Below are 26,941 nucleotides of genomic sequence, written 5' to 3' on the forward strand. Positions count from 1 at the left end.
CGAGAGTCCTTGGTCCTGTGTCGCGTGCGCGCGTCCACTTGTCATACAACCGCACTCCGCGCATCGGCGCAGTAGGTGTGGGCGAACGCACGCCGAACGTCCGGTGGTGTGCAGGCACGGTCGCTGCGCAGGTCAGCGGGGTTGTGGGCGGATCCTGGCGGCCCGGCCCGGTTCCGGCCGGGACGGTGCTGCGGGGTACCGTGAGGCGTGACCGAGCAGAGCCCCGCAGCCGTCGCGCGCGAGCGTGCGGACGGTCGTGCGGACGAGGGCCTTCGCGACGCGTCGCACGGTGGCAGCCCGGATGGTCCGGCCCTCGACCCCGCGTGGGAGCAGGCAGAGCCACGCCCGCCGACGACGATGCTCCGCGCGGCCGTGCGCCCTCGCATGCTCGTCCTCCTCGTCCTGCTGCTCGCCGCCGCCGCGCTGTGCGCCCGGCTCGGCGCCTGGCAGCTGGACCGCGCGCAGGTGCACGGCGCCGTCGCCGCGGAACGGCACACCGCCGAGCTCGTCGCCGCCGCCGCCGTCCCGCTGGACGACGTGCTGGTCCCGCAGACCACGTTCACCGGCGACCTCGTCGGCCGGAAGGTGGCCGTGACCGGGACGTACGACGCCGACGGCCAGCTGCTGGTGACCGGTCGTGCGCACGACGGCACCACCGGGCTGCTCGTCCTGGCGCCCCTGACCACGACCGACGGCGCCGTGCTCCCGGTCGTGCGCGGGTGGGTGGCGACGCCCGCCGACGCCGACGCACCACCGGCCGGGACGGTGGACGTGACCGGCTACCTGCAGGCGTCCGAGCAGGCGGGCACCGGGGTGGCCGACGGCCGGACCGACGCGATCAGCTCCGCCGAGCTGCTCAACTCCTGGGGCGGACCGATCTACACCGGGTACCTCGTCGTCTCCTCGTCGGACCCGGCCCAGGACGACGTGACGCTCCTCGACCCGCCGACCAAGCCCGGCGCCGGGCTCAACATCCAGAACCTCGCCTACGCCGCCCAGTGGTGGATCTTCGGCGCCTTCGCCGTGCTGCTCTGGCTCCGGCTGGTCCGCGACGAGGCCCGCGGGTCGGGGCCCGCCATCAGCCCATCGGGGGACGCCGGCGCAGCTCCTTGACCGCGCGGCGCTTCTGCTCGCCCTGCACGCGTCGCACCTGCGAGCCCCGGCTCGGCCGCGTGGCGCGACGGGTAGGACCCGGGGGAGCGAGGGCGTCGTCGAGCAGAGCGTGCACGCGGGTGAGCGCGGCCTCGCGGTTGCGCAGCTGTGACCGGTACTCCTGGGCGCTCACGACGAGCAGCGAGCCGCGCAGCCGGCCCGCCAGCCGCGCCAGGACACGGTCCTCCTGCGTCGGGCTGGTCCAGGCGATGCGCGCGAGGTCGACCGTCAGCTCCACGCGGGAGTCGGTCGTGTTGACCGACTGACCCCCCGGACCGCTGGAGCGCGAGAAGCGCCACGCGAGGGCGTCGTCGGGGACGACGATGTCGCCGCGCAGCGTGAGGGGGTGGACCATGCGTGCATTCTGTCCCGGGTTCAGTCCCGCTGCCGCAGGGGCCGACGGGCGCGTCGGGCAGCGAGCGTCAGGATCGCGCCCAGCACCAGCGTGAGCGCAGCCGCCGCGGTGGTGCCCTCCACGCCGTCCGCGCCGGTCGCCGCGAGCTCGGCGTCCTCCGCCGGGTCGGCGTACGTGTTGGTCGCGGTGACGAGACCGACGACCGCGGGGTCCCCGGCAGCGACGACGACGCGGCCGCCGGCGGGCGAGAGCGTCGACGTGAACGCGCCGCCCGGCTGGTCCGCGTCCTCCGCGACGGTGCAGACCGTCCCGACGGGGAACCCACCGACGACGACCGTGCCGCCGGCCGCCACCGACCAGGTGCCGGAGGACTTCCCGGTCGCTCCGGCGGCGCTGCAGGACCAGGTCCCCGTGAACACGGCGCCCGCCGGAACCGCGCCGGCCGCCCCGGACACGACCTTCCGCACCGCGAAGCCGCCGAGCACGACGGGGTCGGGCTCGACCACGTTCGTCACCTGCACCGCGCTGACGGCGCTGCCCCGGCCCACGGTGAACGCGAAGCCGCCGTGCTCGGCGGTCGCCGCCGTTCCGCCGGTGACCGTCCACGTCGGTTCCGTCCAGGTGCCGCTCGCCGGGTCCGCGGGCGGGACCTCGACCAGCTCGACCACGCTGTCGGGAGCGACGTCGATCGGGCCCAGCACCGTGCCGTCGGAGGCGACGACGAGGTCGGGCGACTGCTGCACGTCGTCCACCCACCACTGGAACGTGAAGGTGTCCGGCGAGCCGAGACCGGCGTCGTCCACGGACTTGGCGACGCTGAACCGGCCCTGCCCGGCCAGGGTGTCGGTGAGGGTGACGACCACCGCCGCGTCCTCCTCGACGACGAACGCGACCTGCGCGCCCGGCTGCGTCGGCGCGATCGTCGTCGTGCCCGTGACGTTCCAGACCGGCGCCTGCCAGACGCCGCCCGGCACGGTGGCGGGGGTGGCCTCCCCGAGCTCGACGACGGTGCCGGACGGGACGGCGGCCGGCCCGAGCACCGTGCCGTCCGTCTCGACCGACAGGTCGGGCAGCTGCCGGACGCCGTCGATCCAGTACTGCACGAAGACGTTGACGGGCAGGGTGTCGAACGTGCCGTCCACGACCAGGGTCTTGCTGAGCTGGACCGAGCCGACCGTGGTCGCGTCGTCCGGGACGCACCCCGCGAACGCGTAGTGGTGGATCTCGCCGGAGCCGCCCGCCTTGGTCAGCGTCGCGGCGATCACCTGACCCTCGACCGGGCTCGCGTTCTGCAACGTGAGGTCGGCCCGCGGGGCCAGGACCGTCCCGGTGATCCGGTCCTGGCTCGAGAGCGTCAGGGGGCCGGTCTCGTCGTAGCTCCAGAGCACCCACGGGGCGAAGAAGTTGTTCGTGCCCGAGTCGTTCGCGCCGTTGAACCGCGGGATGCTGAACGCGGTGCCCTCGGACATCCGAACGATCAGCCCGGTGCTGGAGGACGGCACGGCGCCCGTGAAGTTCAGCGCGGTCACGCCGTCGAACTGGTCGGGCGTCACGGAGAGCACGTTGAGGTCACCGGCGACGAGCTCGAGCTGCTTCTCCGGGGCGCTCCCCGTGAGGGTCACCGCCGAGACGCCGGTGTTCGCTCCGGGCAGCTCGGAGACGGCGTCCGCCATGGCGTCGAGGGTCGGGAAACCGCTGGTCACCGGTGTGACGTCGACCGGTCCGATGTTCGCGGCGACCCAGGCGTCGAGGTCGTCCGCCGGCGCAGGCGGGTTCGGTGGGACGACGCGTGCCTGGCTCGTGCCGTCGGAGATGAACACCTCCGTGCCCTGCAGGGTGGTCGTGGTCCATGTGGAGGTGCCGGCGAGCATCTCGCCCCGCGGCCACGTCGGGTCGTCCGCCCCCGAGCCCACCTGGAGGATGCCCTGCGACCCTGCCAGGTCGTAGGAGCCGGCCGACACGCGCACCGGCAGCTCCGTGCCTCCGACGTCGAGCGTCGGCAGCTCGTAGTCCGGCGGTGTCAGGCCGGTCGAGTGCCGCACGTCGAAGGTGGACGCCCAGGACAGCGAGCCGCCGACGCCGAGGGTGCCCTCGATCTCCGAGCCCGCCACCGAGGCGTCTCCCTCGACGAGCACGGTGAATCCCCGGGTCGGGTCGTCGGTGCTGCCGCAGAAGCTGATCGCCGCGGCCGGCGCCGCGGCACCCAGCGTGAGCGCTGTGGCGACGACGGGCACCGCGAGTGCGGCGGCGACCACGGCGGCGACGGTCGCGCGCGATCGGCTCGGGCTGGTGTGCACGCGAGAGCCTTCCGATGATGAGAAGTTCCTCACGCAACTTAACCGATTCGTACGAGTCCGGCCGGCGAGCCGCACGACGACGTGCGTGCGGCTCGCCCGGGTTCCCCTCGTCAGACCGCGTCGTGCTGCCAGGAGTGCCACAGCGCGGCGTAGTCGCCACCCGCCGCGACCAGCTCGTCGTGGGGTCCGATCTCCGTGATCCGGCCCCCGTCGACCACCGCCACCCGGTCCGCGTCGTGCGCGGTGTGCAGGCGGTGGGCGATCGCGACCACTGTCCGCCCCAAGAGCACGGCCGACAGCGAGCGCTCGAGGTGCCGGGCCGCCCGCGGGTCGAGCAGCGAGGTGGCCTCGTCGAGCACCAGCGTGTGCGGGTCGAGCAGGACGAGCCGGGCGAGCGCGATCTGCTGGGCCTGCGCCGGCGTCAGCGCAGCACCGCCCGAGCCGACCTCGGTCTCCAGCCCCTCGGGCAGCGCCTGCACCCACTCCCACGCGTCGACCGCCCGCAGCGCCCGCTCGAGCGCGGCCGCGTCGGCGTCCACCTGGGCCAGGCGCAGGTTGTCCGCGACCGACCCGACGAACACGTGGTGCTCCTGGGTGACCAGGGCGACGTGCCCGCGCAGCTCCTCGAGCGGCAGGTCGATCAGCGGCACGCCGCCGACCGTGACGGTGCCGTCGGTGGGCGGGTGGATGCCGGCGAGCATCCGTCCGAGCGTCGACTTGCCGGCACCGGACGGTCCGACCACGGCCAGCCGCTCACCGGCGGCCAGGTCGAGGTCGATGCCGTGCAGCACGTTGTGCCCCTCGCGGTACGCGTAGGTCAGCCCTCGGGAGGCGATGTCCTCGTCGACCGGGGTGCCCTCGCGCGACTCGCGGTCGGGCTCGACCAGCTGGACACCCACGATGCGCGCGAGCGAGGTCGCCGCCACCTGGATCTCGTCGACCCAGAAGATCAGCTCCCACACCGGACCGGTGATCTGGTACGTGTACAGCACGATCGTGGTGACCGCGCCGACCGTGACGTAGCCCTCCGACGCGAGGTAGCCACCCCACAGCAGCACGGCCGCCGGTGCCAGGACGAATGCCGCGTCGATGCCCGGGAACAGGATCGTGCGCAGGCGCAGCGTCACCTTCTCGGCCTCGAACGCCTCGCGCAGGTCGGCGTCCACGCGGCCCATCCGGCGCCGGCCGAGCCGCAGGGCGTCGACGGTGCGGGCGCCCTCGACGGACTCGGTGATGGTCCCGTTCAGCACCGCGTACGCGGCCGATTCGCGCTGGTAGGCCGGCGTCGCGCGCTTGAGGTACCAGCGCACGACGAGCAGCAGCGTGGGCACGCCGACGAACATCGCGAGCGAGACCACCGGCGACAGCACGAGGCACGCGACGATCGTCAGCGTGATGGTCACGACCGCGACGATCACGCGCGGGATGCCGAAGCGCACCGCGTGCTGGAGCTTGTTGACGTCGTTCGTCGTGCGCGCCACCAGGTCACCGGTGCCGGCCCGCTCGACGACGGACAGCGGCAGCGCCGTGACCTTCTCGATGAACTCCTCGCGCAGCTCGGCGAACACCTCCTCGCCGAACACCATCGACGCGCGCTGGGCGAACCGTATGAGCACGGTCTGAGCGAGCACGGCGACGACGCCGACGGCGATCAACGTGTTGATGTACGTCGCCGTGGTGCCGCCCGTGACGGCGTCGATGAGCATGCCCAGCAGCCACGGACCCGCCAGGCCCGCGGTCGCGGCCAGCGTGTGCAGGACCGCGATGAGGACCAGCGGGCGGCGGTGCTTGCGGAAGAGCACGCCCGTGTACGCCCGGACCGTCGCCGTGTCGGCGATGGGGAGCTTCATGACTGTCCTCCGCTCTTCTGCTCGGCCATCAGTTCCTCGTACAGACGCTCGTTCTCCGCCAGGTCGTCGACCGAGCGGAAGTCCTGCGACTCGTCGTCCATCTGCCGCCCGACGACCGCCCGGTACGCACGCGCGATCTCCGGGTCGTCGTCGCCGTGCAGGAGCAGGTCGTCGTGGCTGGCGCGGGCGCGCACCAGACCGTCCTGGACGAACGCGACCTCGTCCACGTGGTCCAGGACCAGCGGGCTGGCGGTGACCACGAGCGTCGTGCGGCCCCGCCGGACGTCCGCCAGCCGCGCGGCGATCCGGGCCTCGGTGTGGGCGTCGACCGCGCTGGTCGGCTCCACGAGCACGAGGATCTCCGGGTCGATGAGCAGCGCACGGGCGAGTGCGACGCGCTGGCGCTGCCCACCGGACAGCGAGCGGCCCTTCTCCGGGAGCTCGCCGGCGAGGCCGTCGGGCACGGAGTCGAGCACGTCCTGTGCGTCGGCCGTCGCGATCACGCGCAGCAGGTCGTCCTGCGTGGCCGAGCCGCGCACGTCGAGCTCCTCCTCCAGCAGACCGGAGAAGAGGTGCGGGGTGGCCTCCGCGACGACGATGCGCTCCCGCACGTGCTCCTTGTCGAGCTCGGACAGCAGCACGCCACCGAGGCGCACGGGCGTCTCCTGCTCCGCCGCGTCGTCGAACCGGCCGAGCCGCGTGGCGATGCGCGCGGACTCGTCGGGGTCGGCGCTCACCAGCGCGACCACCCGGCCGGGCTCCAGGTGCAGCCCGCTGACCTCGTCGACCAGCTGCACGTGCGGCTCCGGCGCAGCGGCCGTGCCGGGCGTCGCACCGGTCGCCGGGACCACCTGCAGGACCTTGACCACCTTGGTCGCCCCGATGTGCGCACGTGTCGCCGCCTGGAGCATCTGCGTCGCGTTCTGCACCGGCCAGGACAGGAACGCCGCGAAGCCGTACGTCGACACCAGCTGGCCCGGCGTGATGGTGCCCGCCAGCGCCATGTGGGCGCCGAGCCAGATGAGCGTGACGAGGAACGCACCGGGGAGCAGGACCTGGAGGGCGTCGAGGACCGACTGCGTCCTGGCCACCTCGACGCCGCGGCGCCGCGTCTCCTGCGACTGCGCGCGGTACCGGCCGGTGAAGACCTCCTCGCCGCCGATGCCGCGCAGGATGCGCAGGCCGGAGACCGTGTCCGAGCCCAGCGTGGTCAGCCGTCCCGACGCCTCGCGCTGCGCCGCCTGCCGGCGGGACAGCGGCTTGACGAGCAGGCCGAGGATCGCCGCGACGGTCGGCAGGCCGAGGATGACCACGAGCCCCAGCGGCACGGACACGCGGAGCATCAGCGCCGCGACGATGCCGTAGGCCACGAGGCTGCCGAGGAAGTGGCCCGCGAGCGCGAAGACCTCACCGATGCGTAGCGCGTCGTTGGCGACGGCCGAGACGACCTCACCCGTCGGCAGCTCCTTGGTGATGGTGTGGCCAGACCGTGCGACCGTCCGGCCGACCAGCTGCGAGGACGTGAACGCCGCCCGCAGCCAGTTGTTCACGTCGTACCGGTGGCCGACGGCCGAGGCCGTGATGATCACGGCGCCGAGCGCCAGCAGCGTGCCGCAGGCGCGCCAGAGGTCCGGACCGAAGCCGCTCGCCAGACCGTCGTCGATGGCCCGTCCGACGACGAACGGGGTGAAGGCCTGGGCCGCGAACTGCAGGACGCCGAGCCCGACGGCGGTCAGGAGGATGCCCCACTGCCGACGAGCCAGCCACCAGAGCAGGGCTGTGGGACCGCTCAGCGGCGGGGTACCGGGATCGTCGAGGGGGAGGGAACGCACGAGCGTCAACGTTACGGTGCGGTACTGACAGAGCCGTCATGCTTTTCCGACGGCCGGGCGGTCCTCCGGACGGGTCACCCGCGGGTGGTGATCCGGCTTCCCGTGACCAGGCCCCAACGGGTGAAGCTACCGACGGGCGCCTCGAGCACCTGAGCGCCTCCACGGACGGTCGGGGTGAGCCCCATCGGTCGCAGCTCACGAGTGCTCAGCACGGTGCCGTCGGCGTCGAGGACCGCCACCTCGAGCGTCTCCAGCATCCCCATCCCGTGGACCGAGTTCGCAGGTCGGAGCAGCAGAGCGGGTGGGAGCGGCCGCCTGCCGAGCATGCCCCGCAGCCGGCTCCAGTAGGTGTCCGCGACGAGCACGGGTCCCACCTCGACACCGCTCACGACGAGCTCGTGCGTGCGCATCGGACCTCCTTCCGGGCGGCCGCCAATCCGGTCAAAGGCGTCAGGCCGGATGCTAGTCTCTGCCCGCCAGTTGCCAGGGGGGACCGTCCCGTTCGACCAGTGGGGGGAGCACCGTGCCCGTCATCGCCGTCGCCCCTACCGACCGGGTCCCCTCGGGGACACCCTCGTGCGAGGCCGACACGGAGTCGATCCTCGCCGCGATCGCCCAGTTCCCGACCGTCGACGTCGTGCTGCTGTCCGCCGACGACGAGGCACGCCGCGCCGCCCGCAGCGCACGGCTGTCCCTGGGTCAGGGGCGCATCGGCCTGGCGCACCACGACGAACCCGTCACCGAGTTCTTCGTCATGGCCGCAGCGGCGCAGCTGCTCCCCGGCAACGCGCTGGGGCTCGTCGACGCCGTGCTGGACGACGTCCGCCGGTCCACGACGACCATCGCGCAGCTCTCCTCGGTGTCGTCGCTCGAACGTCCGACGCCGTCGGTCGCCCAGCACGTCGCAGGTCTGGTCCCGGGTGCCCGGTTCGTCGTCGACTGGCGGGCCGGGACCGTGCGGCAGGGCGACGCACCCGACCTGCCCCCGGGCGTCGCGGTCGTGACAGCGGGCTCGGACAAGGCCGTCCCGGGCGAGGTGGCGCTGCCGCCCGGTACCCCGGGGCTCATGGAGCTGGCCTCCGACGACGGCGGGCGCTGGGGCTCCTCGCGCTGGCGGGAGACCACCGTCCTGCACGTCACCCTCGAGGAGATCGTCTCGACGGCCCTGCAGTCCGCCGGCTCCGCCCGGCAGCCCCGGTGTCCCTCCTGCCAGCGGGTCGGCGCTGGTCGGCTCTGCGTCTTCTGCCAGGTGGGCCTGTCCTCACAGTCCCCGATCGACATCTCGAACGGAGCGGTTGCATGAACCCGCGTCAACGACGTGGAGCGGTCCTGCTCGTCGTCACAGCCCTCGGTGCGATCGCGGTGTTCCTCGCCGTCGTCGTCTTCGTGGGCAACGTCAGCTCGCAGGTAGGCCCCATGACGCAGGCGCTCCAGCTCAAGCAGGGGGTGACCGCGTACCAGCCGATCGAGCCCGACATGTTCGAGGAGGTCGAGATGCCGGAGCGCTGGGTCCCGCCGACCGCCGTGCAGAACGTCGCCGAGACCGCCGGGCTCGTGGCCGCGACCGATCTTCCGGAGGGCTCCGTCCTGCTCGACGGCATGCTGATCCCGCGACCGGGCGTCCAGCCCGGCTTCCGCGAGGTCGCGATCGTGGTCGACGCGGAGACCGGTGTGGCCGGAAAGGTCCGTCCGGGAGACCATGTGGACATCATCGCCACCACCGGCGGCGAGGAGGACGTGCCGGAGCGGGCCGAGGTCTGGGTGTCCAACGCGCTCGTCCTCGAGGTCGGTCTCCCGAGCGATGTCAGCACGTCCGACGACGCCGGCAACTACGGAACGACCCAGGGGGTGCCCGTGACGTTCGCGCTCAGCTCTGCGGACTCCTTGCGGCTCGCGTACGCCGAGAGCTTCTCCACCAAGCTGCGGCTCGCGCTGCGCGGCGACGGGGACGACGAGATCCTCCCGGACGACGAGCTCGTGTTCCAGGCGGGTGGCTGACCGATGACGATCAAGCTGGTCCTCGCCTCACCGAACGACTCCACCGCCGAGCACATCACGCAGGTGCTCGCGGAGGCCGACTCCATCTCGCTGATGCAGGTCGTCCGGGAGGCCTCGGACGTCTCGGACGCGCTGGAGCGCAGCCCGGACACGGACATCCTCGTCGTCGACGCGCGCCTCGATGGAGGCCGTGGCCTCGCGGTCGCCCGCTCGATCGCCTCCGCCAGCCCGCTGCTCGGCATCGTCATGCTCGTCGACCAGGCCGGGCCGGAGCAGTTCGCCGCGGCCATGGAGTCCGGGGCCCGGTCCGTCATCTCCAGCGCGTCGAGCCTCGCCGAGATCGTGTCCCGGCTCGAGACCGTCGCGCAGTGGGTCACCGCCGCGCGCTCGGCGGTCGGGTCGGACTCCACCCTGGGGCGCGGCGGGCGCGTCATCGCTGTGGCCGGCGCGAAGGGTGGCGTCGGGACCTCCGCGGTCGCGCTGCTGCTCGCGCAGTCGCTGCTCGGCACCCGCACCGTCGGGCTCGTCGACTTCGACCTCCAGTCCGGCGACCTGGCCGCGTACCTCGGCGTGCACACCCGCAGGTCCGTGGTCGACCTCGTGGACATCGCCGGCGAGATGTCGGGGCGCATCCTGCGGGAGACGTCGTACGACGTGCCCGGCGGCCTGCGGCTCCTGTCCGCCCCGAACGACGGGGAGCGCGAGGAGGAGATGACCCCGCGCGCCGCCCGGGCTGTGGTCAGCGCGCTGCGGTTCCAGTACGACGTCTCGATCGTCGACGTCGGCTCGCACCTCACCGAGGCGACCGCCAGCGTGCTGGAGGAGGCCGACCTCACGCTGCTCGTCGTCACTCCCGACCTGCCGGCACTGCGCTCCGCGCGCCGGACGCTGGCGATGTGGGAGCGGCTCATGGTCCGGTCGCGGTCCGGCGTGCAGGTCGTGCTCAACCGGCAGAACCGCCGCAGCGAGGTGACCGAGACCCTGGCGGTCCGGATCATCGAGACGCCCATCGACGCGAGCGTGCCGGACGGTGGCGCCGCGTTCGAGTCGGCGATGAACACCGCCTCGATCGCCACCGCGGTCGGACCGGCGCACACGGCCGTCGCCAAGCTCGGCGAGCAGATCCTGCGGGTGCCCACTTTGGAGCCCGGCGACCTGGGCGAGGCGGAGCCGGCCGTGCCCGCCTCGCGGGGTCAGCGGCGCAGGCTCCGCGCGGGGTCGTCCTCCGGTCAGATCGCGGTGGAGACGCCCGTCGTCTTCACCATCGCGATCATCGTCTTCCTGCTCTGCGCGCAGGGCGTGGCCTGGGGGACCGGGTTCCTGTTCGCCCGCAACGCCGCGAGCGAGGGCGCGCGGACCGTCGGCGTCATGCCCTACGGGCCCGACGCCGTCGCGCTGGCCACGCGGGACGCGACGGACGAGCTCGTCGGGCCGTGGCGCCGCGAGGCCGACGTCACCGTGGGCCCGGACTCCGTGGTCGTCCGGATCGGCGCCCCCGTGGTGATCCCCGGGGTGTCGCTGTCCTCGACGGTCTCGGTGCCCGTGCAGCGGGACGACGCGTGAGGGCCCGGCTCGAGCAGGCCCGTCGTCGGGCCGGCTCCGACCGCGGCGCGATCTCGCTGGAGCTGATCGGCTTCGTGTCCGTCCTCGTGGTCGTCGCGATGCTCTGCATCCAGGGGCTCTACGTCGCGCAGGTCACCTCCGCCGCCCAGCAGGCCGCGCGGTCCGGCGCCCGGGCGCAGGCCCTGGGCCTCGACGTCAGCAACGAGGTGCACCGGCAGCTTCCGGGGTGGGCGCAGGTCGACAGCATCTCGACCAGCTACCCGGGCGACGGCGTCCGCGTCGAGGTCGCCGTCCGGGTGCCGATCGTCCTGCCCGGCATCACGTCCCGCAGCTTCAGCGTGACGCGCGACGCCGTCCTGCCGAGAGGGTGATCCGTGGCGCTCCGTGATCGCCTCCAGCAGTCCGAGGGCTCGTCGGACGAGCCCGACCTCATCAGCCACTACCGGGACCGTCTCCTCGAGGAGGTGGACCTCGACGAGCTCGCGCGGCTCAAGCCCGCGCAGCGGCGCGCGCGACTCGAACGCATCCTGTCGAGCCTGCTCTCCGCCGACGGCCCGGTGCTCGCGACGCGCGACCGGTCCGTGCTCATCCAGCGCGTCGTCGACGACGCGCTCGGCCTCGGTGTCCTCGAGCCGCTCCTCGCGGACCAGTCGATCACCGAGATCATGGTCAACGGGCCGCGCGACATCTTCGTGGAACGGCTCGGTCGCGTGCAGCGCGTCGCCACGACCTTCGCCTCCGAGGAGCAGCTGTACCAGACCATCGACCGCATCGTCTCGACGGTGAACCGCCGCGTCGACGAGTCGTCCCCGATGGTCGACGCCCGGCTCCCGACCGGGGAGCGCGTCAACGTCATCATCCCGCCGCTCGCGCTCGACGGGCCGTCGCTGACCATCCGCCGCTTCCCGCAGCCCTACCGGCTGGCGGAGCTCGTCGAGAAGGGCAGCCTCGACGTCCACGCGGCGACCCTGCTGGGCGCGTGCGTCCGGGCGCGGTTCAACGTCATGATCTCGGGCGGTACCGGCACCGGGAAGACGACGTTCCTCAACGCGCTGTCGGGCCTGATCCCCGCGCACGAGCGCATCGTGACCATCGAGGACGCCGCCGAGCTGTCGCTGCAGCAGGAGCACGTGGTGCGCCTCGAGTCGCGCCCGGCCAACGTGGAGGGCACGGGTCAGGTCACCATCCGGGACCTCGTCCGCAACTCTCTGCGCATGCGTCCCGACCGCATCGTCGTCGGTGAGGTCCGCGGCGGGGAGACCCTGGACATGCTCCAGGCGATGAACACCGGCCACGAGGGCTCGCTCGCCACCGTGCACGCCAACTCGGCGTTCGACGCGCTCGGCCGGCTCGAGACCCTCGCCAGCATGAGTGAGCTCGAGCTGCCGGTGGCGACCATCCGCGACCAGGTCAACTCCGCGATCGACCTGGTGATCCACCTCGAGCGCGGGGTCGACGGGACGCGCCGCGTGGCCGAGATCGCCGCGCTGGTGTCCAGCCGCCGGGCGGACTACGACCTGGTGCCGCTGCGGACCTTCCGGCAGGACCCGATCGGACCGGACCGGCACGTCACCGGTACGTGGACCAGCCACCCGCTGCCGCAGGCCCTCCGGGACCGGCTCCTGCGCGCGGGGGAGACGGTCGTGGTGGCCGAGGGCGGTGCCGCATGACGCCGGTGCTCATCGCGGCGATGCTGTTCGTCACGCTCGTGCTCCTGGTGACCACCGTGGCGGTCCTCCAGCAGGACGTCGCGTACCGGCGCCGGCTGCTCGCCGCCGTGGACGCGCGGCCGACGTGGCGCAGCGACCTGCTCGGCCGGATCGACGTCCGGTTCCGCCGGACGCGCTGGGGCTCGGCCATCGCCGCCCTGCTCGCCGGGTCGGGCCTGGTCGGCTGGACGCCGACCGTCTTCGTGCTGCTGGTGACGGGTGCGGCGCTGGCGGCCGCGTTCGTGACCTCGCTGATCGCCGGCCGGATCGCCGCGGTCCTGGCGGTCGTGATCGTCGTGGCGTCCTCCCGCCGCTGGCTCCAGAAGCGCCGCGAGGCGCGCATCGAGAAGTTCATCGGGCAGCTGCCCGAGCTCGCGCGGCTGCTCGCCAACGGAGCGCAGGCAGGTCTGGGCGTGCGGCGCTCCATCGAGCTGGCCGCGCGTGAGATGGAGGAGCCCGCGGCCACCGAGCTCGGTCAGGTGGGCGCCGAGCTCGCCGTCGGGCAGAGCCTGCAGGGCGCCCTCGGGCATCTCGCCGAGCGGCTGCCGTCGCGCGAGCTCGTCGTGCTGGTGCAGACCCTGGTCATCCAGGGCAAGGCCGGCGGGGCGCTCGTCACGGCCCTGCAGAACATCGCGGCGACCCTCGACGAGCGGCGCCAGCTGAGGCGCGAGATCAAGACCGCCGTCGTCGGCGCCACGTTCTCCGGGTACGCCGTCGTGCTCATCGGCGGGTTCGCCGTCATCTTCATGAACGTCCTGTCACCGGGCGCCCTCGACACGATGTTCGGCACCCTCATCGGGCAGCTGGTGCTGGGCACGGCCGCCGCGCTGTTCCTCATCGGCTTCTTCGTGATCAACCGCATCACGAAGGTGAAGTTCTGATGGTCCTCCTCGTCGCGCTCGTCGCCGCCGGCCTGACGGTCCTCGGCATCGTCGGCGTGCGGATGCTGCGGACCACCGGGCTCGAGGACGTCGAGGCATCGATCCGCACGACCCAGGCGGGCGGCCGCCGGCTCGGCTTCGGCGCGTTCCTCGACGCCATGGGGTCCCGGTTCCTCGGGACGACCATGCGGATCTACGGCCCCGCCCGGCTACGGCGGCTCGAGGAGACCATCCGACGGGCCGGCCGGCCGGACGGCCTCACGCTGACCCTCTACCTGCGCCGGCAGGCCGCGTTCGTGGTCATCGGGCTCGTGGTCCTCGTCGTGTTCACGATCATCGGGCAGTTCCTGTTCGGCCTGGCCGTGTTCGTGCTCCTCGCGGCGTGGATGCGGCTGTGGCTGCTGGGTGCGGGCAACAAGCGGCAGGCGCAGATCGACGACGAGCTGCCCGACTTCCTCGACGTCCTCGGCGTGACCGTCACGGCCGGCCTCGGTTTCCGTCAGGCGGTCGAGCGCGTGTGCGAGTTCCACACCGGCCCGCTCGCCGAGGAGATGCGGACCTGTCTGCAGGAGATGAGCGTCGGCGTCACGCGCCGGCAGGCGTTCGTCGCCCTGCGCGACCGCACCCGCTCCGAGGGAGTCGGCGCCTTCGTCACCGCGCTCCTGCAGGCCGAGGAGCTGGGCGTCCCGCTGTCGAGCGCGCTCGAGGACATCGCCGGCGACGTGCGCAAGGAGCACGCGCAGCGCGTCCGGCAGGCGGCTGCGAAGGCGGGGCCCAAGGTGTCGCTCGTCGTGACGATGACGATCGTGCCCGGCACCCTGCTGCTCATCGGGTCGGCGATCGTGCTCGCCAACATGGATGTGCTCGGTGACCTCTTCTGACGCTGCGGGTGCTGTGGCGCCCGCAGCCCCGCCCGCGCACCTCGCCATCGGCGGGGTGGTCCGGCTGCTGTGCGAGGTGCGGCTCGCGATCCTCGCGATCGGGCTGGTGTCCTCGATCGCCCAGGGGGGCATCACGCTGCTGGGCGTGCTGCTGGTCGTCGTGGCGGCCCCCTTCTCGTACTTCCCGGCGCACTCGTGGGAGCGCCGCGGTGACCTGCTGTCCCGCTCAGGGATCCTGCTCGCCTGCGACCTCATCACGACCGTGATCGTCCTGCTGGTGATCGACGGCGAGCTGATGGTCGTGTACGCGGCGGCGACCGTCGGGCTCCTCGGCGTGATCGTCGGCATGCGGCTGGCGCTGGTCATGGCCATCCCGATCGCGCTCACGCTGGTGGCCGCGAACCGGTCAACCCCGGGCGACGAGATGAGCTGGGCGGTGCTCGGCGCGGGCGCGGCCGGGGTCATCGGCATGGCGTGGGCAGGCAACGCGCTCGGTGGTGCGCTGCGCGCCCAGGCGGCCGTCGGCAACGAGCTCGCGGCCACGCAGGCCCGCCGGGCGGCCACCGTCGAGCGCGTGCGGATCGCGCGGGACCTGCACGACACGGTCGCCGGTGACCTCGCTGGCGCGGTCATGCTGAGCGAGTCGCTGGCGCGCCGCCTCGAGCGGGACGACGCCAGCGAGAGCTCCCGTCGCACGGCCGAGCAGCTGGTCGAGACGGTCCGCACCGCGCTCGCCGACACGCGCGCCGCGCTCGGTGAGCTGCGTCGGGCCGAGACGTCCGTGCACGAGGACCTGGTCGAGATCTGCGAGCGGTGGGCGGCGCGGACCGAGATCGCCTGCGCGGCCGAGGTGGACCCGCGGGTGTCCGAGATCGACCCGGAGCTCGCGGTCGACGTGCGGGCCGTGGTCCTGGAGCTGCTGGAGAACGTGCGGCGTCACTCCGGGGCGCGCAACGCGTCGGTGCGGATCGAGAAGAGGGAGACCGACGTGCTGGTCGAGGTCGGCGACGACGGCTGCGGGATGGACGAGCCCGAGCAGGGGACCGTCCCGGACGGGCACTTCGGGGTGATCGGCATCGCCGAGCGCGCCCGGGAGCGCGGTGGCGACGTCGTGCGCAGCACCCCTCCGGGCGGCGGGCTCCTGACCACCGTGACGTTCCCCCTCGAGCAGCGGGCGGCGGTGGCGTCGTGAGGGTCCTCGTCGCCGACGACAACGCGCTGATCCGGCTCGGCCTGCGCGCCACCCTGAGCGAGCTGGACGACGTCGAGTCGGTCGAGGAGGCCGCGAACGGCGCCGAGGCCGTCGAGCGGGTGCAGGCGGGCGGCATCGACGTGGTGCTGCTCGATGTGCGGATGCCGGTGCGGGACGGGCTCTCGGCCCTGCCGGATCTCGTCGGGCGGGCCACCGTCCTGATGCTCACCAACACCGACGACCTCGAGATCGTGGCCGACGCGATGCGGCAGGGCGCCTCGGGCTACATCATCCACGGGTCCCTGGCCCCCGACGCGCTCGGGTCGGCGATCCGGGCCTGCCTCGCGGGTGGCACCTTCACGGCGGGCCTGTCGCCCTGGTCGTCGCCCGCCCCGCCGGCGCCGCCGGCCCCGCCCGTACGCCCCGGTGGGCTCTCGACCCGGGAGGCGGAGGTGATGGACGTGGTGGCCCAGGGACTGACGAACACGCAGATCGCGCGCACGCTCTTCCTCAGCGAGAAGACCGTGAAGAACCACATCAACAGCATCTTCAGCAAGCTCGGCGCGACCACCCGGGCCCAGGCGGTCGCCCTCTGGCTGAACCCGTCGGGTGGGCCCCAGGGCCTGGTCACAAAGGGGCCCGAGATGGGTCCTGGGCAGGTCGTGCCGCGCTCGCCGCGTCCGTAACGTCGTCGTTGTCAGCAAGAGACCTCGGGGCCAGTCCCCACGGACCACAGGAGATCATCGTGGAGAACCTCACCCGCCGCGCCGTTGCCGCCCAGCTCGCCTTCACCGGCTTTGTCCTCGGCGCGTTCGACCGCGTCCGCAGCGACGAGCGTGGCCAGGGCTCGGTCGAGTACGTCGGCATCATCCTCGTCGTCGTCGCCATCATCGGGGTCGTCATCGCCGCCGCGAGCGGCCTGGGCGACACCATCGTCACCAAGCTCCAGGACGCGATCGACGGCATCGGCGGCTGATCGCCCGAGCAGGGTCCAGGTCCGGGAGCCGAGCATCTGCGGCTCCCGGACCTGTCGCCGTCCCACCCACCACGGGTGCCGCCCGTGGCGGACACCGACCGACGAAAGGAACGCCTGGTGCGTCGTCCTCCCCTCGCCGTCCTGAGCACCGCCCTCGTCAGCGTGCTCGTCGTCGCCGGCTGCTCGCCCGACTCGCCCGACCCGGACCCGACGAGCTCAGGCTCGTCCGCGCCGTCGGCGAGCGCGACGCAGGACGGCGCGGTGACGTCGGAGGTGGAGCACCTCGGAGCGCCGGTGGAGATCACCGTGCACCCGCTCCAGGCGACCAGCGACTCGTCGCTGCTCACGGTCGACTTCACGATGCCGGAGGACGCCCCCGAGGGGACGTCGATCTCGCTCGGCGTGCTGCTGCGCGACCCGGGCTCGTTCCTCAACGTCGGACAGCTGCGCCTGCTCGACCTGCCGTCGTCGACCGTGTTCGACACGGCGCGCGACTCCAGCAACCAGGCCGTGACCACCAGCGGGCCGCTGAACCTGACCCCCGGTGACACGATCACCGCGGAGGCGTACTTCGCCGCGCCGACGTCGGACACCATCGACGTCCTCTTCCCGTACTTCGGCCTGGTCTCCGGCGTGCCCGTCGAGTCCGCCGATGCCTCGGACCTCGCCTCCACGCCTGAGGAGCTCGGCGCCGAGGGTGAGATCACCTCCTCGTCCGCCACGATCGACGCGTTCACGGTCGGGTACGACGACACGTCGAGCGCGCGGGTCGAGGGTGAGACGGCGACCGTCACGCTCGCGTCCGACGTCCTGTTCGCCACGGACGAGTTCGCCCTGACCCCCGAGGCGGCCGCGGTGGTCGACGTCGCGGCGCAGCAGATCCTGGCCAGCGGGCAGTCGGGCGAGGTCACGGTCGTGGGGCACACGGACGACGTGGGCTCGGACGCCTACAACCAGGACCTGTCGATCAAGCGGGCGCAGTCCGTGGCGGACCGGCTCACCCCGGCGCTCGGCGCGGGGTACACCGTGGCCGTCGACGGCAAGGGCGAGAGCGAGCCCGTCGCGCCCGGCAGCTCCCCCGAGGCCCGGTCGGCGAACCGTCGCGTCGAGATCCGCTTCACCACCAAGGACCCCGGTGCCGCGGTCGACGTGCCGAGCAGCGTCCCCGCCCCGGAGGCGACCGGTCCGGTCGCCTCGGGCGACGAGACCGTGTCCGTCGACGTCGACGGCGTCGGGTACGACATCACGGCGACCTCGGTCGAGCGGCACGACGGCTACCTCGTGGGTTCGCTCCAGGTGGAGCGGACGTCCGAGGGCAAGGGTCCGCTGACGGGTCTCTTCGGCGACTTCGCGACCGGGCGCAGCCTCGGCCGCGGCGTCTCGCCCCTGACGCTCGCCGCAGGTGCGTTCAACGTGAGCCTGCTCGGCGAGGGCAGCCGGCTGTACCCGGGCGACTACATCACCGCGGCCGGCAACGGCAGCACCAAGGACCGCCGGGCGGTCGTCGCGGACCGGTTCCTCGACGCGCCCGTCGAGCAGGGTGAGTCGGTGACCGTGACCGTGGTGTGGCCCGACCTCGGCGGCGACTCCGTCGACATCGACGTGCCCGAGCGGTTCCGGATCACGGACGTGCAGGTGGAGGACTCATGAGCCAGCACACGGTGACCGACCTGGTGCGGGGCATCGACCGACGCGCCGTGCTGCTGTTCGTCGTGCTCGACCTGGCCACCTATGCGCTCGTCTTCTGGCTGCTCGTCCCGTCGTTCGACCAGTTCCTGACCGCCATCGACCCCACCACGGCCGTGGCGATCGGCTGGGTGCTCTCCGTGGTGCGCCTGACCCTCATCAGCGTCATCACCGTGCGCTCGTCGCGCGACCGGCGCGGGCTCGTGGCACGGTCCGACATCGTCCCGACGATGCTCGTCGCGGCCGGCGCCGCCTGGTTCGTCCAGCTCGTGCTGGGTGTCTCGCTCGCGCTGTTCGTCGGCGTCGACCCCTGGTCGTGGCGGATGCTGCTGGACCTGGTGGTCTGGGTCGTCTTCGCCCTCATCGGCGTGCTGTTCGTGGCGCCGGGCGCGGCCGAGCGGCTGCCGCTGCGCTACCGCGTGGCGTCCGAGCGCGAGCGCGGGTCCGTCAGCGCCCTGCTCATCCCCGCCGTCGCCGGCCTCGTCGCGGTGACGATCGTCGTGATCGTGATGGTCGGCTCCGCGACGAACGACCGGCGCGAGTCCACCACGGCGGCCGACGCAGCAGCGCTCGCCGCGGCGGACGTCTGGGTCAACGCCGTCGAGAACGCGTTCGACGCGGCCTGGGACGCGGACGACGCCGACGGCTTCTGGGGCTTCGCCGGGACCGACCTGGGCGCCCTCTCCTCGGGAGCGGTGAGCGCGGCGGCGGCGCGGTACGCCGACGACAACGACGCGACGCTGGTGTCCCTGAACGTCGACCCGGTGCGCGCCGAGGTCACGGTCCGCGTCCGCAACAACGACACCGTGCCCAACTCGGACCGCCGGATCGAGTCCGTGGCGACCGCGAAGCTGGTGCTCGAGAGCGGCGCGTGCCGCTCGGGCCGGTGGCTCGGGTTCCTGGTGGGCGGCTCCTGCCGCACCGCGCCGCCCGCGCCGACACCGACCCCCACACCGACGCCTGAGCCGAGCCCGACACCGGGCGCGCCGCCGCCGCCCCCGCCGCCTCCGCCGCCCCCGTTCGCCCCGCCCGGCGGCATCGGTGGATTCCGCGCCGACACCGAGCTGACGGTGACCCGATGACCCGCCCCGACCGTGCTCCGGACCCCGTGGAAGGCGAGACCATGCGCATGCGACCTGCCGTGAGCCGCCTGCTGCTGCGGCGTCCGACCGGCGACGACGGAGCCGGTTCCGTCGAGTACATCGGCGCCATCCTGGTGGTCGGCGCCCTGATCCTGTCCCTGGTGATGGGCTCGACGCCGGTGGGTGCCCTCATCGCGGAGAAGCTCTGCGACGCATTCGGGACGTCGTGCGCCGCGGGCGAGCGCGACGCCGACGGCGACCGTGTCCCGGACCAGGCGTGCACGCTCGGCGAGGACAGCGAGAACATCAACGCGAACGTGACCATCGCCTTCATCGACCTCGGCGCGGACGGGACGATGACCATCGAGAAGATGAGCGACGGCACCTACCGGGTCACGGTCGGCGGGGAGGCCGGTGCCGCCGCGGTGGCGAGCGCGGGGGAGATCAAGGGCGGTCTGCAGATCGGCGACTACGGCGGCGCCCTCGCACTGACGGCCGACGCCCGCGCGGGTGTCTTCGCCGGTGCCGGCGTGGAGTACGAGTTCAGCTCCAAGGGCGACGCCGAGGCCTTCACGGAGTACGTCCACCGCACGATCGCGAAGAACGGTGCCAAGAGCGTGGGGTCGGCGATCAACCCGGCCGTCGGCGTGGGCGTCGACGTGATCGGGTGGGCCATCGACAAGGTGACGGGGTACAGCTACGACCCGCCGCTGCCCGACTACTCGTACTACGAGGCGGGGATCTCCGGGGCCGGCAACGCCCAGGCCGACGCCATCCTCGCGGGCGGCTCCGCGTCCGCCAACCTGACGACGGCTCTCGGTGCGCGGATCAACCACGACACCAAGGACGTCACGATCTACAACAAGGTGAACCTGGACGCCGAGGCAGCAGCCAAGCTCGGGCTGTCCGCGTCCGACGGCAACTGGGGACAGGGCGCCGAGGGCAGTGCCAGCATCGAGATCGTCGTCGCGACCACCGTGGACTCGTCCGGCAACCTCAAGGACGTCTCGTTCGACGGTGCGGCGACGGCCGAGGGCGCTGCGGCTCTGACCGGGCTCGCCGGGTTCCCCCTCCAGGGGTCCGGCGGCAAGGGCGTCAGCCTCTCCGCGCAGTTCGACGTGACCGACTCCAACCGCACCGCCGTGACCAGTGCGCTGGTGGGGATCGGCGTGCTGGCGGCGACCACGGGCCAGCCGTTCACGGCGCCGCAGCAGGCGATCCCCGCGATCATGCTCGAGGCGCGGCGCTCGGGAGACATCACCGCGCAGACGCTGGACGTCTCGGGGCAGAACCTGGTGAACGCCGCCCTCGGCCTCAAGGCCCCGCTGGTCGGCGGGCTAGAGTTCGGCCTCGGCGCGTCGACCTCGACCCAGGAGTCGACGGGCGCGTACTACCTGGGTGCCAACGGATGGAAGGACTGGGCCGCGTGCGCAGCATGAGGAAGCGGATGACCGTCGGAGTGGTCGCGATGGTGGCGCTGACCGGGATGCTGACCGGCTGCACGTCGGACTCGCCGGAGCCAGCACCGTCGGGCGAGACCACTGCCGGGGCCGACGCCGAGGTGATCGAACCGGTCGACTCGATCGACGGTGCGACCACGACGGAGGTCCTCGGCATCTCGATCGACGTTCCCGACGGTTTCGAGGTCGAGGAGCAGGAGATCGAGAGCGGCGGCACTCAGCTCGTGCTGTCCCGTCCCGGGGAGGACCGCGCCGAGGTGTACCTCACGGTCACGGAGCAGGACAACGTGACCGATGACGCGGTCGAGGCGGCGTCCGCCGTGTCGGCGGCGAGCCTGGGGACGTCGCTGGAGGACATGACGACGACTCCCGGCACGTGGGAGGGCTTCGGCCCGGCCGTCGTGATCCGGGGAACGCTGCCCTTGGACACGGGCAACCGCGACATCATCTCGGTGACCACGCGGGACCCCGACGGCACCCGGCTCGTGGCCGTCGCCGCCGAGGCACCCGAGGGCGAGCTCGACGGCTCGGTCGGCTACGAGATCCTCCGGTCGGTCAAGGTGGCCGGGTGAGCCGGTGACGCCCATTTCCGCCGGCGTGCTGGACGACTCGTCGACGATGCCGGTCTGGTTCCAGCTCGGCGTCGTCGCGTTCGTGACGGTCGTCGCCGTGATCGCGTGCGGTGCCGCCTTCGCGTACATGTACCGCCGGCACAGCGTGTTCGCACGGGGTGTGCGGGGGACGGCGATCGTGGTGGACGTCCGCCCGACGTCCGCGTTCCAGCGCCACTCGGTGGTCGAGCGTGCGACGGAGAACGTCACGATCGCGACGGCAGCGCGGCCGGGCGGCGTGACCGTCGCCCAGAAGCTGCCTGCCGGGCAGTACCAGGTCGGTCAGGTCGTGGACGTCGTCCAGGCCAAGGGCGACCCGGACAGGATCTTCCTGTACCGGCCTGATCTCGAGCGGTCGGCGCTCGGCGTGTACTCGCCGCTGGCCCTGATCGTCCTGGTCCCCGTGATCCTGTACGCGGCTCTCACCGGCCCGGGCTGACCCGCGCCCAGGAGGGTCGCGACGACCAGCGTGCACGGCGACCGCCGAGCGCCGACTACCCTTGCGGCGTGACGCAGACGCCTGACCCGGCCGCCACCACCCACCGTCCCGTGCTCGTCGTCGACTTCGGCGCGCAGTACGCGCAGCTGATCGCGCGACGCGTGCGCGAGGCCAACGTGTACTCCGAGATCGTGCCGCACACGGCGTCGGTCGCGGACCTGCTGGCCAAGGACCCGGCCGCGATCATCCTGTCCGGCGGCCCGTCGTCGGTGTACGCCACGGGTGCCCCGTTCGTCGACCCGGCGCTGTTCGAGGCCGGGGTCCCGGTGCTCGGCATCTGCTACGGCTTCCAGGCCATGGCCGCGGCGCTCGGCGGGACGGTCGCGCAGACCGGCCAGCGCGAGTACGGCGGCACCGCAGTTGAGGTCACGTCGGCCGGCACGGTCCTGTCGGGCAGCCCCGCCTCGCAGACCGTCTGGATGAGCCACGGGGACGCGGTGCACGCGGCTCCCGAGGGCTTCGAGGTGCTCGCGACCTCGTCGGGCAGCCCGGTCGCCGCGTTCGAGGACCGCACCCGCCGCCTGTTCGGCGTGCAGTGGCACCCCGAGGTCAAGCACTCGCCGCTCGGGCAGAAGGCGCTCGAGAACTTCCTCTACGAGGGCGCCGGCCTGACCCCCGACTGGAACGCGGGCAACGTCGTCGCGGAGCAGGTCGAGAAGATCCGCGCGCAGGTGGGCTCGGCGCGGGTGATCTGCGGACTGTCCGGCGGGGTGGACTCGTCGGTCGCTGCGGCGCTGGTCCAGAAGGCCGTCGGCAGCCAGCTGACCTGCGTGTTCGTCGACCACGGACTGCTGCGGTCGGGCGAGGCCGAGCAGGTGGAGAAGGACTTCGTCGCCGCGACGGGCGTCGAGCTCAAGGTGGTCGACGCCCGCGAGCGGTTCCTGCGGGCGCTCGCCGGGCACACCGACCCCGAGACCAAGCGCAAGATCATCGGGCGCGAGTTCATCCGGGTGTTCGAGGACGCGGCGCGCGACATCGTCGAGCACAGCGACGACGAGGTGAAGTTCCTCGTGCAGGGGACGCTCTACCCCGACGTCGTGGAGTCCGGTGGCGGCGAGGGCGCGGCCAACATCAAGTCGCACCACAACGTCGGCGGGCTCCCGGACGACCTGCAGTTCGAGCTGGTCGAGCCGCTGCGGACCCTGTTCAAGGACGAGGTGCGCGCGGTCGGGCTGGAGCTGGGCGTGCCCGAGGGCATCGTGTGGCGCCAGCCGTTCCCCGGCCCGGGGCTCGGCATCCGGATCATCGGCGAGGTCACGGCGGAGCGGCTCGACATCCTGCGGGCGGCCGACGTGATCGCCCGCGAGGAGCTGACCCGCGCCGGCCTGGACCGTGACATCTGGCAGTGCCCGGTCGTGCTGCTCGCGGACGTGCGGTCGGTCGGCGTGCAGGGTGACGGCCGGACGTACGGCCACCCCGTCGTGCTGCGGCCGGTGTCGTCCGAGGACGCGATGACCGCCGACTGGACCCGGCTGCCCTACGACGTGCTCGCGGTCATCTCGACCCGCATCACCAACGAGGTGCCCGAGGTCAACCGGGTGGTCCTCGACGTGACCAGCAAGCCGCCGGGCACCATCGAGTGGGAGTGACGCCGGTCGGTCACCACCGGTCCATGACGATCGACCCGATCACGGACCTGAGCTCGGCGATGTCCTCCGCCGACGAGTCGGGCCGGAACGAGGCGTCGATGATGAGCGGGGACCGGTCGACGTCCACCTCGTAGACGATGTCCGTCTGTCCGGCGACGTGGTTGTCGTTCGGCGGGTAGCCGTCGGCGTAACCCGGCCACGAGCGATAGGCGCCGTCGTCGCACGTGCTGATGTCGAGGTCCGCCGGCACGGTCAGCTCGAATCGCAGCGCCGGCGTGCCGGCGTCGACGGTCGGGTCGGGGATGGCCACGGAACGTGGTTCCGAGGCATCGCGCTCGTGCTGCGTCGCGAGCCCCGTCGCGGGGTAGCTTCCCAGCGAGATGGTGGCGTCGTCCGGATGGTCGTGGACGGACAGGTCCCACGGGCTCAGCTTCCCGCTCCGACGACAGGGATCGGGATAGACCCCTGCCGCTGTCCAGAAGCTGAGCGCCACCTCGTCGGGCTCGCCGAGGTTCTTCCCGATGTAGGTGTCGCCCACCTCCCACCCGGCAGGGACGGTGTACTCGATCCACCGGTAGTCCGACGGCGGAGGGGCGCCGGCCGCCTTCGGGCCGGAGTGCGGGTTCACGTACCGGTGCGTGGTGCCGTCGACCACCGGCGCCGGGTCCGGACCGTCGAACGGCTGGACCACGAACGGCGCTGCGCCGCTCGTGGGTTGCTCCGTCGGGGACGTCGACGTGGGGTCAGCGGCGGGCGGAGTCCCGGGCGCCGTGCAGGCCGACCCCGCCGCTGCGACCGTCAGGAGCGCGAGGAGCGCTGTCCACCCCCGGGACGCCTGGCGGCGCTCGTACTGGCGGGACACTGACGTCGTGACGCCCATGGGCGGAGCCTCGTCCTGCCGGGCCGGCACGTCAACGGAGATTCGTGGACGGTCAGCGCCTCGGCGGGACCGGGTCGTGGCGGGGACGGCCGCGCGGCCGCCTTAGGATTCCTTGCGAGAGCGACCGAGTGGGAGTGAGAGCGTGACCGAGAGCCCGACCGCGACGAGCGTCGACCCGTGGGTGCGCAAGGCCCGGGGCGCCACGCTGCGCTACCGCGTGATGGCGTGGATCACCGGGACGCTGCTCCTGCTGCTCTGCGTCGAGCTGATCCTCAAGTACGTGTTCCACGCGAACGGCGTCGACGCTGCCGGGACCCCGAACCCGGTCATCGGCGCCTGGATCGCGTACGCGCACGGCTGGGTCTACGTCGTCTACCTGGTCACCGTCTTCGATCTGTGGTCGAAGATGCGCTGGCGGCTCGGGCGGCTGGCCACCATGGCCGCCGCCGGCGTCGTCCCGGTGATGTCGTTCGTGCTGGAGCGCACGGTGCACGCCCAGGCGCTCGCGCGCATCGAGGCCGCCGGTGGCGCACGCAGGTGATGTGGACAGGATCGTGAACGGACGTCCGGTTCACGCCGATACGGTGGCCCCGTGCTGATCGTCCACGTCTCCGACTGCTACGCGCCGCGTACCGGCGGGATCGAGTCCCAGGTGGGTGACCTCGCCTCGCGGCAGGCCGCTGCCGGGCACGAGGTGCACGTGCTGACCGCCACGCTGGGCGTCGGCGGCGAGCGCGGGGGAGTCGTCGACCTCGAGGACGGGGTGCACGTGCACCGGCTCGGGGCGCGGCTCCCGTTCGACCTGCCGGTGAACCCCGTCGGCCCCCGGCTGATGCGGTCGGCGTTCGCCGACCTGCGACCCGACGTCGTCCACGTGCACGCCGGGGTGCTCTCGCCGTTCGCGTTCGACGGCGCCCGGATCGCCCTCGACGTCGGCCTGCCGACGGCGATCACGTGGCACTGCATGCTCGACGGTGTCGTCGGCGCCCTGCGGACGCTCGTCCACCGCACGCACTGGCAGGGGACCCCCGCCGCCCTCAGCGCCGTCAGCCACGCCGCGGCAGCGCGGGTGCGGGAGGTGTTCGGCGCCGAGGTGTCCGTGATGCCCAACGGGATCGACCTCGACCTCTGGGCGCCGACCACGCTCCCCGAGGGGCGGGGCCGTCCCGGCGAGCGCGGCCCGCTGCGACTCGTCTCGACCATGCGCCTGGCACCCCGCAAGCGGGCGGTCCCGCTGGTCGAGCTGGTCGGCCAGGCCGCCCGGCGCCTGCCGCCGGACCGGCTGCGACTGTCGATCATCGGCTCCGGACCCGCCCAGGGCAGGGTCGCGTCCGCCGTGGCGGGCCAGGGCCTGCAGCACGTGGTGGAGCTGCGCGGCCGGCTGACCCGACCCCAGGTGCGGGCCGCCTACACCGACTCCGACGTGTTCCTCGCCCCGGCCGAGCTCGAGGCGTTCGGCATCGCCGCGCTCGAGGCCCGTACCGCGGGGCTCGCCATCGTCGCCCGTCGTGGCACCGGCATCGCCGAGTTCGTCGAGGACGGCATCGACGGCCTGCTGGTGTCCGACGACGCCGAGATGACGGAGGCCGTCGTCCACCTGGCTCGTGACAGCCGGCTCCTCGACGGGATGCTCGCGCACAACGGTGTGGTGCGCCCGTCGTTCGGTTGGGACGACGTGCTGAGCGCCGCCGAGGCGGAGTACAGCCGCGCCCGGGGTCTCGCCCGCGTCTGAGAACGCCCCGGCGATTCGCCGTATTCGTCCAGGTCAAATGTCACTACAGTCGACCTTGTTGGACGAATTGTCATGGGTCGCTCGCGGCCTAGCGGGTCCAGGGGGTTCGGACCCGTCCGTTGGGGTTCGGAAGGGGAGACATGACGACGACCACGACCACCGGTAGCTCCAAGACAGTCCGCGTACTAGGGCTGCTGACGATCATCGCCGGAATCATCTTCATCATTGCCGGTGGTGTGACCTGGGGAGCGGTGGCCAGCAACCTCGCCGCCGAGAAGATCACCGTCTCCGACGACGCCCAGGCGTTCGGCGGGCAGCTCGTCGACACGCCGTGGGAGGCCTGGTTCCAGGCCGACATCATCAATACCCACGCTCTCGAGGCGTCGGGCGGGAAGACCTACGCCGAGCTCGACAGGGAAGACCCGGTTCGGGCGACGATGATGGATGCGTCGTTCCTGCGGGCGTCGCTCTTCACCTCGGTCGTCGCCTTCGGTGTGGCCGCGCTGGTTGTCGGGCTCGGGGTGCTGTTCATCCTGATCGGCTGGGCGCTGCGCAAGGTCGGCACCGCGCTGGGGTACGACACGGCGACGGCCACGACGAGCGGGTCGTCCGCCTACCCGGACCCGATTCCGACCTCCAGGCCGACCGCGACGCCTGCCGCAACGCCGCCGACGACGACGCCGCCGCCTCCCACGGGGCCCAGGGCCTGACCGCAA

Annotated in this window: 26 protein-coding genes; 20 read left to right on the plus strand and 6 right to left on the minus strand. The window is 72.7% G+C overall.

What is annotated here, in order from left to right:
* Positions 1–207: 207 nt before the first annotated feature.
* On the plus strand, positions 208–1,113 hold the full coding sequence (locus J2X26_RS06375; protein WP_307490778.1) for an SURF1 family protein: 906 nt from the start codon (positions 208–210) through the stop codon (positions 1,111–1,113).
* Here J2X26_RS06375 and arfB read toward each other — a convergent pair.
* The 5 genes from arfB to J2X26_RS06400 all read right to left on the minus strand — a co-directional run bounded on the left by arfB (position 1,079) and on the right by J2X26_RS06400 (position 7,896).
* Positions 1,079–1,507, minus strand: a complete 429-nt coding sequence (arfB, locus tag J2X26_RS06380) for an alternative ribosome rescue aminoacyl-tRNA hydrolase ArfB (RefSeq protein ID WP_307490779.1) — start codon at positions 1,505–1,507, stop codon at positions 1,079–1,081. The genes J2X26_RS06375 and arfB overlap by 35 nt on opposite strands.
* A 20-nt stretch (positions 1,508–1,527) precedes the next feature.
* Positions 1,528–3,804, minus strand: a complete 2,277-nt coding sequence (locus J2X26_RS06385; protein WP_307490781.1) for a collagen-binding domain-containing protein — start codon at positions 3,802–3,804, stop codon at positions 1,528–1,530.
* Between the two features lie 110 nt (positions 3,805–3,914).
* Positions 3,915–5,654 (minus strand): ABC transporter ATP-binding protein, encoded by a 1,740-nt coding sequence (locus J2X26_RS06390; protein ID WP_307490783.1) that lies wholly within the window; start codon positions 5,652–5,654, stop codon positions 3,915–3,917.
* A complete protein-coding gene (locus J2X26_RS06395) occupies positions 5,651–7,486 on the minus strand; it encodes an ABC transporter ATP-binding protein (protein ID WP_307490784.1) in 1,836 nt (611 codons plus the stop codon). Before J2X26_RS06395 ends, J2X26_RS06390 begins: the two co-directional genes overlap by 4 nt.
* A gap of 74 nt (positions 7,487–7,560) precedes the next feature.
* Complete coding sequence (locus J2X26_RS06400; RefSeq protein ID WP_307490786.1) at positions 7,561–7,896, minus strand: DUF192 domain-containing protein; 336 nt, start codon at positions 7,894–7,896, stop codon at positions 7,561–7,563.
* A gap of 113 nt (positions 7,897–8,009) precedes the next feature.
* Here J2X26_RS06400 and J2X26_RS06405 point away from each other — a divergent pair, with 113 nt between their 5' ends.
* The 16 genes from J2X26_RS06405 (at position 8,010) to guaA (ending at position 23,613) form a co-directional block, all read left to right on the plus strand.
* The gene (locus J2X26_RS06405; RefSeq protein WP_307490788.1) at positions 8,010–8,789 is read left to right on the plus strand and encodes a hypothetical protein; all 780 of its coding nucleotides are present in this window, start codon (positions 8,010–8,012) and stop codon (positions 8,787–8,789) included.
* Positions 8,786–9,484 (plus strand): Flp pilus assembly protein CpaB, encoded by a 699-nt coding sequence (gene cpaB, locus J2X26_RS06410; protein WP_307490789.1) that lies wholly within the window; start codon positions 8,786–8,788, stop codon positions 9,482–9,484. Before J2X26_RS06405 ends, cpaB begins: the two co-directional genes overlap by 4 nt.
* A gap of 3 nt (positions 9,485–9,487) precedes the next feature.
* Complete coding sequence (locus J2X26_RS06415) at positions 9,488–11,047, plus strand: AAA family ATPase (protein ID WP_307490791.1); 1,560 nt, start codon at positions 9,488–9,490, stop codon at positions 11,045–11,047.
* On the plus strand, positions 11,044–11,418 hold the full coding sequence (locus tag J2X26_RS06420) for a hypothetical protein (protein WP_307490792.1): 375 nt from the start codon (positions 11,044–11,046) through the stop codon (positions 11,416–11,418). The genes J2X26_RS06415 and J2X26_RS06420 overlap by 4 nt, the downstream gene beginning before the upstream one ends.
* Positions 11,419–11,421: 3 nt before the next feature.
* Positions 11,422–12,717, plus strand: coding sequence for a CpaF family protein (locus tag J2X26_RS06425; protein WP_307490795.1), 1,296 nt, complete (start codon positions 11,422–11,424; stop codon positions 12,715–12,717).
* Positions 12,714–13,637 carry a type II secretion system F family protein gene (locus J2X26_RS06430; protein WP_307490796.1) on the plus strand — a complete coding sequence of 308 codons (924 nt, stop codon included), beginning with the start codon at positions 12,714–12,716 and terminating at the stop codon, positions 13,635–13,637. The genes J2X26_RS06425 and J2X26_RS06430 overlap by 4 nt, the downstream gene beginning before the upstream one ends.
* Positions 13,637–14,518, plus strand: a complete 882-nt coding sequence (locus J2X26_RS06435; RefSeq protein WP_307490798.1) for a type II secretion system F family protein — start codon at positions 13,637–13,639, stop codon at positions 14,516–14,518. The genes J2X26_RS06430 and J2X26_RS06435 overlap by 1 nt, the downstream gene beginning before the upstream one ends.
* Positions 14,505–15,710: a sensor histidine kinase gene (locus tag J2X26_RS06440; protein WP_307490800.1), complete on the plus strand. Its 1,206-nt coding sequence runs from the start codon at positions 14,505–14,507 to the stop codon at positions 15,708–15,710. The genes J2X26_RS06435 and J2X26_RS06440 overlap by 14 nt, the downstream gene beginning before the upstream one ends.
* Positions 15,707–16,396 (plus strand): response regulator transcription factor, encoded by a 690-nt coding sequence (locus tag J2X26_RS06445; RefSeq protein ID WP_307490801.1) that lies wholly within the window; start codon positions 15,707–15,709, stop codon positions 16,394–16,396. The genes J2X26_RS06440 and J2X26_RS06445 overlap by 4 nt, the downstream gene beginning before the upstream one ends.
* Before the next feature lie 59 nt (positions 16,397–16,455).
* Positions 16,456–16,686 carry a hypothetical protein gene (locus J2X26_RS06450; protein WP_307490803.1) on the plus strand — a complete coding sequence of 77 codons (231 nt, stop codon included), beginning with the start codon at positions 16,456–16,458 and terminating at the stop codon, positions 16,684–16,686.
* 117 nt (positions 16,687–16,803) lie between these two features.
* Positions 16,804–18,336, plus strand: coding sequence for an OmpA family protein (locus J2X26_RS06455; protein WP_307490805.1), 1,533 nt, complete (start codon positions 16,804–16,806; stop codon positions 18,334–18,336).
* Entirely contained in the window at positions 18,333–19,454 is a 1,122-nt protein-coding gene (locus J2X26_RS06460) for a hypothetical protein (protein WP_307490806.1), read from the plus strand. The genes J2X26_RS06455 and J2X26_RS06460 overlap by 4 nt, the downstream gene beginning before the upstream one ends.
* Positions 19,451–20,893 carry a hypothetical protein gene (locus J2X26_RS06465; RefSeq protein ID WP_307490809.1) on the plus strand — a complete coding sequence of 481 codons (1,443 nt, stop codon included), beginning with the start codon at positions 19,451–19,453 and terminating at the stop codon, positions 20,891–20,893. Before J2X26_RS06460 ends, J2X26_RS06465 begins: the two co-directional genes overlap by 4 nt.
* An 8-nt stretch (positions 20,894–20,901) precedes the next feature.
* The gene (locus tag J2X26_RS06470) at positions 20,902–21,486 is read left to right on the plus strand and encodes a hypothetical protein (RefSeq protein WP_307490811.1); all 585 of its coding nucleotides are present in this window, start codon (positions 20,902–20,904) and stop codon (positions 21,484–21,486) included.
* 4 nt (positions 21,487–21,490) lie between these two features.
* The gene (locus tag J2X26_RS06475) at positions 21,491–21,964 is read left to right on the plus strand and encodes a hypothetical protein (RefSeq protein ID WP_307490812.1); all 474 of its coding nucleotides are present in this window, start codon (positions 21,491–21,493) and stop codon (positions 21,962–21,964) included.
* A gap of 68 nt (positions 21,965–22,032) precedes the next feature.
* The gene (guaA, locus tag J2X26_RS06480; protein WP_307490813.1) at positions 22,033–23,613 is read left to right on the plus strand and encodes a glutamine-hydrolyzing GMP synthase; all 1,581 of its coding nucleotides are present in this window, start codon (positions 22,033–22,035) and stop codon (positions 23,611–23,613) included.
* Positions 23,614–23,623: 10 nt separating this feature from the next.
* Here guaA and J2X26_RS06485 read toward each other — a convergent pair whose 3' ends face one another.
* Positions 23,624–24,493 carry a hypothetical protein gene (locus tag J2X26_RS06485; protein WP_307490814.1) on the minus strand — a complete coding sequence of 290 codons (870 nt, stop codon included), beginning with the start codon at positions 24,491–24,493 and terminating at the stop codon, positions 23,624–23,626.
* Positions 24,494–24,635: 142 nt separating this feature from the next.
* Here J2X26_RS06485 and J2X26_RS06490 point away from each other — a divergent pair, with 142 nt between their 5' ends.
* The 3 genes from J2X26_RS06490 (at position 24,636) to J2X26_RS06500 (ending at position 26,935) form a co-directional block, all read left to right on the plus strand.
* Entirely contained in the window at positions 24,636–25,034 is a 399-nt protein-coding gene (locus J2X26_RS06490; protein WP_307490816.1) for a DUF3817 domain-containing protein, read from the plus strand.
* Between the two features lie 51 nt (positions 25,035–25,085).
* Positions 25,086–26,225 (plus strand): glycosyltransferase family 4 protein, encoded by a 1,140-nt coding sequence (locus tag J2X26_RS06495; RefSeq protein ID WP_307490818.1) that lies wholly within the window; start codon positions 25,086–25,088, stop codon positions 26,223–26,225.
* 140 nt (positions 26,226–26,365) lie between these two features.
* Positions 26,366–26,935 carry an aromatic ring-opening dioxygenase LigA gene (locus J2X26_RS06500; protein WP_307490819.1) on the plus strand — a complete coding sequence of 190 codons (570 nt, stop codon included), beginning with the start codon at positions 26,366–26,368 and terminating at the stop codon, positions 26,933–26,935.
* The last annotated feature ends 6 nt before the right edge of the window (positions 26,936–26,941 follow it).

Source organism: Cellulomonas humilata, from assembly GCF_030814415.1.
Classification (GTDB): domain Bacteria; phylum Actinomycetota; class Actinomycetes; order Actinomycetales; family Cellulomonadaceae; genus Cellulomonas; species Cellulomonas humilata_A.

Excerpts from the sequence above, each read along its gene's own strand:
- J2X26_RS06430 (WP_307490796.1), top strand. The coding sequence starts at position 12,714 with ATGACGCCGGTGCTCATCGCGGCGATGCTGTTCGTCACGCTCGTGCTC.
- J2X26_RS06400 (WP_307490786.1), bottom strand. The coding sequence starts at position 7,896 with ATGCGCACGCACGAGCTCGTCGTGAGCGGTGTCGAGGTGGGACCCGTG.
- J2X26_RS06435 (WP_307490798.1), top strand. The coding sequence starts at position 13,637 with ATGGTCCTCCTCGTCGCGCTCGTCGCCGCCGGCCTGACGGTCCTCGGC.
- cpaB (WP_307490789.1), top strand. The coding sequence starts at position 8,786 with ATGAACCCGCGTCAACGACGTGGAGCGGTCCTGCTCGTCGTCACAGCC.
- J2X26_RS06500 (WP_307490819.1), top strand. The coding sequence starts at position 26,366 with ATGACGACGACCACGACCACCGGTAGCTCCAAGACAGTCCGCGTACTA.
- J2X26_RS06465 (WP_307490809.1), top strand. The coding sequence starts at position 19,451 with ATGACCCGCCCCGACCGTGCTCCGGACCCCGTGGAAGGCGAGACCATG.
- J2X26_RS06390 (WP_307490783.1), bottom strand. The coding sequence starts at position 5,654 with ATGAAGCTCCCCATCGCCGACACGGCGACGGTCCGGGCGTACACGGGC.
- arfB (WP_307490779.1), bottom strand. The coding sequence starts at position 1,507 with ATGGTCCACCCCCTCACGCTGCGCGGCGACATCGTCGTCCCCGACGAC.
- J2X26_RS06415 (WP_307490791.1), top strand. The coding sequence starts at position 9,488 with ATGACGATCAAGCTGGTCCTCGCCTCACCGAACGACTCCACCGCCGAG.
- J2X26_RS06485 (WP_307490814.1), bottom strand. The coding sequence starts at position 24,493 with ATGGGCGTCACGACGTCAGTGTCCCGCCAGTACGAGCGCCGCCAGGCG.
- J2X26_RS06470 (WP_307490811.1), top strand. The coding sequence starts at position 20,902 with ATGACCGTCGGAGTGGTCGCGATGGTGGCGCTGACCGGGATGCTGACC.
- J2X26_RS06460 (WP_307490806.1), top strand. The coding sequence starts at position 18,333 with ATGAGCCAGCACACGGTGACCGACCTGGTGCGGGGCATCGACCGACGC.